This window comes from Verminephrobacter aporrectodeae subsp. tuberculatae At4 (assembly GCF_000193225.1).
Classification (GTDB): domain Bacteria; phylum Pseudomonadota; class Gammaproteobacteria; order Burkholderiales; family Burkholderiaceae_C; genus Acidovorax; species Acidovorax aporrectodeae.
In genome coordinates this window covers 1-4,409 of record NZ_AFAL01000539.1, presented here as the reverse complement: position 1 = coordinate 4,409, position 4,409 = coordinate 1, and the positions used below count along the sequence as shown (strand labels likewise).

The window sequence follows — 4,409 nt, the reverse complement described above, 5'->3', positions numbered from 1 at the left end:
TGCAGGCCCTGCGGCTCAAACTGCGCCAAGCGGGGTTGGACTACACCATGAGCCCCGCGCAGTTCATCGCCAGCCGCGTCATCAGCGCGCTGGTGGCGCTGCTGGTGGTCTGGTGGATCGTCTCCAGCTTCGACGGCGTGCCCATCGGCGCGAGCGCGGATGCCGAGCCCCGGCATGTTCCCCGCGGCGTCTACGCGCAGGCCCTGGCCATCGGTGCGCTGCTCGGCTGGATCTACCCTGCGATCTGGATCCGGGACCGCATCGCACTGCGCCGGCGCGAACTGCTGCGCATGATGCCCTTCTTCCTGGACATCATCACGCTGTGCGTCGAGGCCGGGCTGAACATGCAGGGAGCGATCACGCAGGCCGTGGCCAAGGGCCCGCCGAGTCTGGTGCGCGAAGAGTTCCAGCGCGTGCTGCGCGACCTGCGCGCAGGCAAGGGGCGCGCCGAAGCGCTGCGCGACATGGGCGAGCGCCTGAACGAGCCCAGCGTGACGAACTTCATCATGGCCGTGATCCAGGCCGAGCGCATGGGCATGAGCCTCGGACCCGTGCTGCGCGCGCAGGCCGACCAAAGGCGCTCGGAGCGCTTTCTGCGCGCCGAGAAGCTGGCGATGGAAGCCCCCGTGAAGATGCTCTTTCCGCTGATCGCATTTATCTTCCCCTGCACCTTCATCGTGCTGCTGTTCCCGATCGCGATGAAATTCATGAACGCGGGGCTGTGATGACGGGCCAGCCGCACGCACTGCAGATTCGCCAAGCCCGGGGCTTCTGGGGCCGCTTCATCGGTCTGATGGGCCGCAGCGACCCGCGCGGCACTGTGGCCGGCAACGGCAGCGCCTTGCTGATTGCGCGCTGCACCAGCGTGCACAGCTGCTTCATGCGCTACGCGCTGGACCTCGTCTACCTCGACACCCGGGGCCGCATCACGCGCCAAGTACCGGCACTGGCCCCCTGGCGGTGCAGCTGGGGCGGACCGGGCGCCGTCCATGTGCTGGAGATGCCCGCGGGCGCAATAGCCAACCAGGGACTGGAGCCCGGCATGCAGCTGCGGCCTTGGCCGGTGGATGCGGGTGCGGTGCATGGTGTCTGCAGCGCCCGGTTTGTCAGGCCGGGACGTGAGGGCCATGAGGACCATAAGACAGCCAGCACACCGCCGTCCACCACGGCATACGGCCGTTGCAAGAAGGATCAAGACGACGCCAGTTCCCCATTCACCAGCAGCAGTTCCCGCGCAAGCACCACCGGGTGACGCGCGTTTCCCAACCCCTTTGTTTTTTGATTGGACTCCCATGCCACATCCACGCTCATCCCCGAGACGCGCCATGGCGCGTCGTACCCGCTTCCTGTTCTGGCTGCTGGCCTGCGGCCTGACCCTCGTTGCCTGCAATGGGGGCGGTGACGCCTCTGATCCCGGGGTCATCGGTGGCGACGCCATAAACGGCGATATCTTCATTACTACGGCCGGACCGCTGTGCGCCCAGCGCGAGATGGGCGGCAACTGCGTTCAACCTACCTCGTCATCCACCGATGAATTGGCGCTGCACAAGGCCATGACCGACCCTGACCCCAAGAGCCCGATGATCAACTTCGACATCTCGGGGTTCATCATCGAATCCCCTCTCACCAAGGGCGGCCAAGGCAGCATCGACATGAGCTACTCCTCCTACGGCTTGGCGCGGCGCCATGTCCAGGCCGGGCGCAACAGCTTCACTGTGGATGGCAGGCGTTACGGGGATGTCAAATACCAGCGCGACACGGAGTTCTACTACACACGCGAACAGGGTGGCGGCGTCTTCTTTTCGTTCAACGAGGAGATGGGTCATAACCCGGCTTGGGACTTTTCCTTCGGAGAGGGCGAAGGCGTCACTAACAAGAAGAGAGGTGCCGGCTGGTATGCCAGGCTCGGATTGCTCACCGACCAGACCGATGCGCCCAGGACCCGGAAAGTGACCTATGTGGGTGGCTACTTTTCATTGTCAGGTACGGCAGAGCCAATCGACAAGTACACAGACCTTCTGAATATAGGCGTCACCTACGAGGCCGAGTTGGATCTGCACACGGGCTCGCTGAGCGGGGTCAGCATTGACTACACCGACCCCAAGGAGCAAAGGCACACGCGCCTGAAACTGCCCGATTTGACGTTCAAGCATTCGCGGCTGGAGGGCCTTTCAAAGACGCAGCGCATCGACGTCGAGATCGATGGCCCCGTGGATGATTGGCGCGGGGAGGGACCGCAACCTGATACCCCGCGCGTCCGACACGATTTCACCATTGAGGCGCTCGAAGGCGAGATATTGGGCAAGCAGGCCGCGCTCATCCATCTTGTGGGCGCGGGACCCAAGGGGATTTTTCAGGTAATGCTGTATCGCAAGGAGTTGTTTGAGTTGATGGACAACCCTGTCATCAACTTCCCCTTGACCCCTGCCAAGCCCTGAACCCCAGCCCATGCAGGTCGCCCCAGCCTGAGAGAAGACCCATGCGCCAACACAGCACACCACGATCCGCTGCGCCACGCCAGCGCGGCAGCGCCATGATCGAGTTCACCGTGGTCGGCCCCATCATCACGCTGCTGGGGCTGGCCATGCTGCAGTACGGCCTGGTGTTCTTCTCCAAAAACCAGATCAACCACGCGAGCTTTATGGCCGCGCGTGCGGGCAGCATGGCCCACGCCAAACTCCCGGACATCCGCGAAAGCTACCTGCGCGCGCTGGTGCCGCTGTACGGCGGGGGCAGCAACAGCGCGGAACTGGCGCAGGCCAAGGCCAAGGCGGCGGCCGACCTGCAAAGCCATCTGCGCATCGACCTGCAAAGCCATCTGCGCATCGACCTGCTCAACCCCACACGCGCGAGCTTTGACGACTGGAACGATCCCCGGCTGGAGCAAAAGTACAACGCGCGCGCAATACCCAACGCGGGCCAGGCATACCGCGACAGAAACGTCGGCAGCCAATCGGGCCAGAGCGTGCAGGACGCGAACCTGCTCAAGATCAAGGTGACGCACGGCTACGAGCTCAAGATTCCGTTGGTCAGCACCATCTACAAGCACTACCTGAAGTGGTTCGACAACGGCGGCGACAGCTTCCACAGCCAACTCATCGAACAGGGCCGGCTGCCGGTCGTCACGCACGTCACGCTGCATATGCAAAGCGACGCCGTCGAGGGCGAGAGCACGATTTCCAACAATCCGGGCGGCCCAGGCAGTCCGGGCGGCAAATCCCCGGCACCCGACTGCATCACCATGGGTTGCACGGTGCTCGGCCCGGGCGGGAGCGACCCGGGTGCAGGCGGTGGTACCGGCGACGGTGCTGGCCCGGGCCCAGGCGGCGGCACCGGTGGCGCTGACAACCCGGGCACCGGCGGGGGAGACACGGACTGTGTCGGTACGCATTGCCCATCCTGTGGAGCCACCAAATGAACCCGAAGCAACTGCTGCACGCAGCCTGCCTTGTATGGGCGGTATTGCTCGGCCAAAGCGCATCGGCCGGTCCGCTCGACGGTCTGACCGGAGGCAAGACGCCGGGGACCTGCGACCCGAAACGCCAAAGCTGCATGCCCGGCACAGAAAAGCCCGATCCCGCCGGACCGGGCGGCGGGGTCTGCAGTCCTACGCCAGGCGGTGCAACCTGCGGCAGCCCGGGCCCCGCGAGCCAGGGCAACACCAGCGGCACGAACCAGGGCGCGGGCAACCCGATCAACGTCATCAGCGGCAACAAATACCAGCGCGAGGAAGACATGCCCGCGCTGCCCGGTCTGCTCGGTCTGGAAATCGTGCGCCACTACAACAGCCAGTACGGCCGCAGCAACGTGCCCCCGGGAATCCTGGGGCGCGGCTGGAAGCTCAGCTACGAAACCGATCTGTACGACATCGGGAACACCGTGCAAATCGTGCAGGCCGACGGCACACGCATCATCTTCAAGAAAACCGCGCAAGACCCCAGCCAGTGCGCCAGCGAGCAGCCGGACAACGGCGTGGTGAGCATCCGCAACGCGGGCAGAACGCCGCGGACCCAGCAATATCTGTGGCGCTGGACCGACGGGCGCGAACTGCTCTTCAACCACCGGGGCCGGCTCATGCGCATCAGCCTGCCCAGTGGCGAAAGCGTGCAACTGCAATACGGCGCCCAAGGCCGCTTGCAGCAAGTCACCGACCCGCAAGGGCGCAAACTGCGGCTGAACTACCGGGAGGACCGCCTGGAACACTACGTGAAATCGTCCCGGGCAAGCGCCAAACCGCCGCCGCGCTACGACGGCGTGCAAAGCATGGACAGCCCCGCAGGACGCTTCGAATACCGCTATGGCAGCGCCTTGCCGCAGGGCAGTGAACAAACCAAAGCCCAGGAATTCCGAGAGCAGCAGGAACTGGCGAGCGCGAACCTGGTGCAAGTGAGCCACCCCGCAGAACAGGG

The 4,409-nt window shown here is 64.7% G+C and carries 5 protein-coding genes; all 5 read left to right on the top strand.

Annotated elements, in window-relative coordinates:
* The coding region (locus VTU_RS0118045; protein ID WP_010106798.1) for a type II secretion system F family protein at nucleotides 1-725 on the top strand (725 nt) is incomplete at its 5' end.
* Nucleotides 725-1,252, top strand: a complete 528-nt coding sequence (locus tag VTU_RS0118040) for a DUF192 domain-containing protein (RefSeq protein ID WP_010106797.1) — start codon at nucleotides 725-727, stop codon at nucleotides 1,250-1,252. The genes VTU_RS0118045 and VTU_RS0118040, both read left to right, overlap by 1 nt.
* Before the next feature lie 73 nt (nucleotides 1,253-1,325).
* Nucleotides 1,326-2,438 (top strand): hypothetical protein, encoded by a 1,113-nt coding sequence (locus VTU_RS0118035; protein ID WP_010106796.1) that lies wholly within the window; start codon nucleotides 1,326-1,328, stop codon nucleotides 2,436-2,438.
* A 41-nt stretch (nucleotides 2,439-2,479) separates the two neighbouring features.
* The gene (locus VTU_RS0118030; protein ID WP_040893105.1) at nucleotides 2,480-3,418 is read left to right on the top strand and encodes a TadE/TadG family type IV pilus assembly protein; all 939 of its coding nucleotides are present in this window, start codon (nucleotides 2,480-2,482) and stop codon (nucleotides 3,416-3,418) included.
* Nucleotides 3,415-4,409: RHS repeat domain-containing protein (locus VTU_RS28085; RefSeq protein WP_010106794.1), on the top strand; the 995-nt coding region annotated here is incomplete at its 3' end. The genes VTU_RS0118030 and VTU_RS28085, both read left to right, overlap by 4 nt.

What these genes read in the sequence shown, in the direction of transcription:
- VTU_RS0118040 (WP_010106797.1), top strand. Translation starts at nt 725, where the DNA reads ATGACGGGCCAGCCGCACGCACTGCAGATTCGCCAAGCCCGGGGCTTC.
- VTU_RS0118030 (WP_040893105.1), top strand. Translation starts at nt 2,480, where the DNA reads ATGCGCCAACACAGCACACCACGATCCGCTGCGCCACGCCAGCGCGGC.
- VTU_RS0118035 (WP_010106796.1), top strand. Translation starts at nt 1,326, where the DNA reads ATGGCGCGTCGTACCCGCTTCCTGTTCTGGCTGCTGGCCTGCGGCCTG.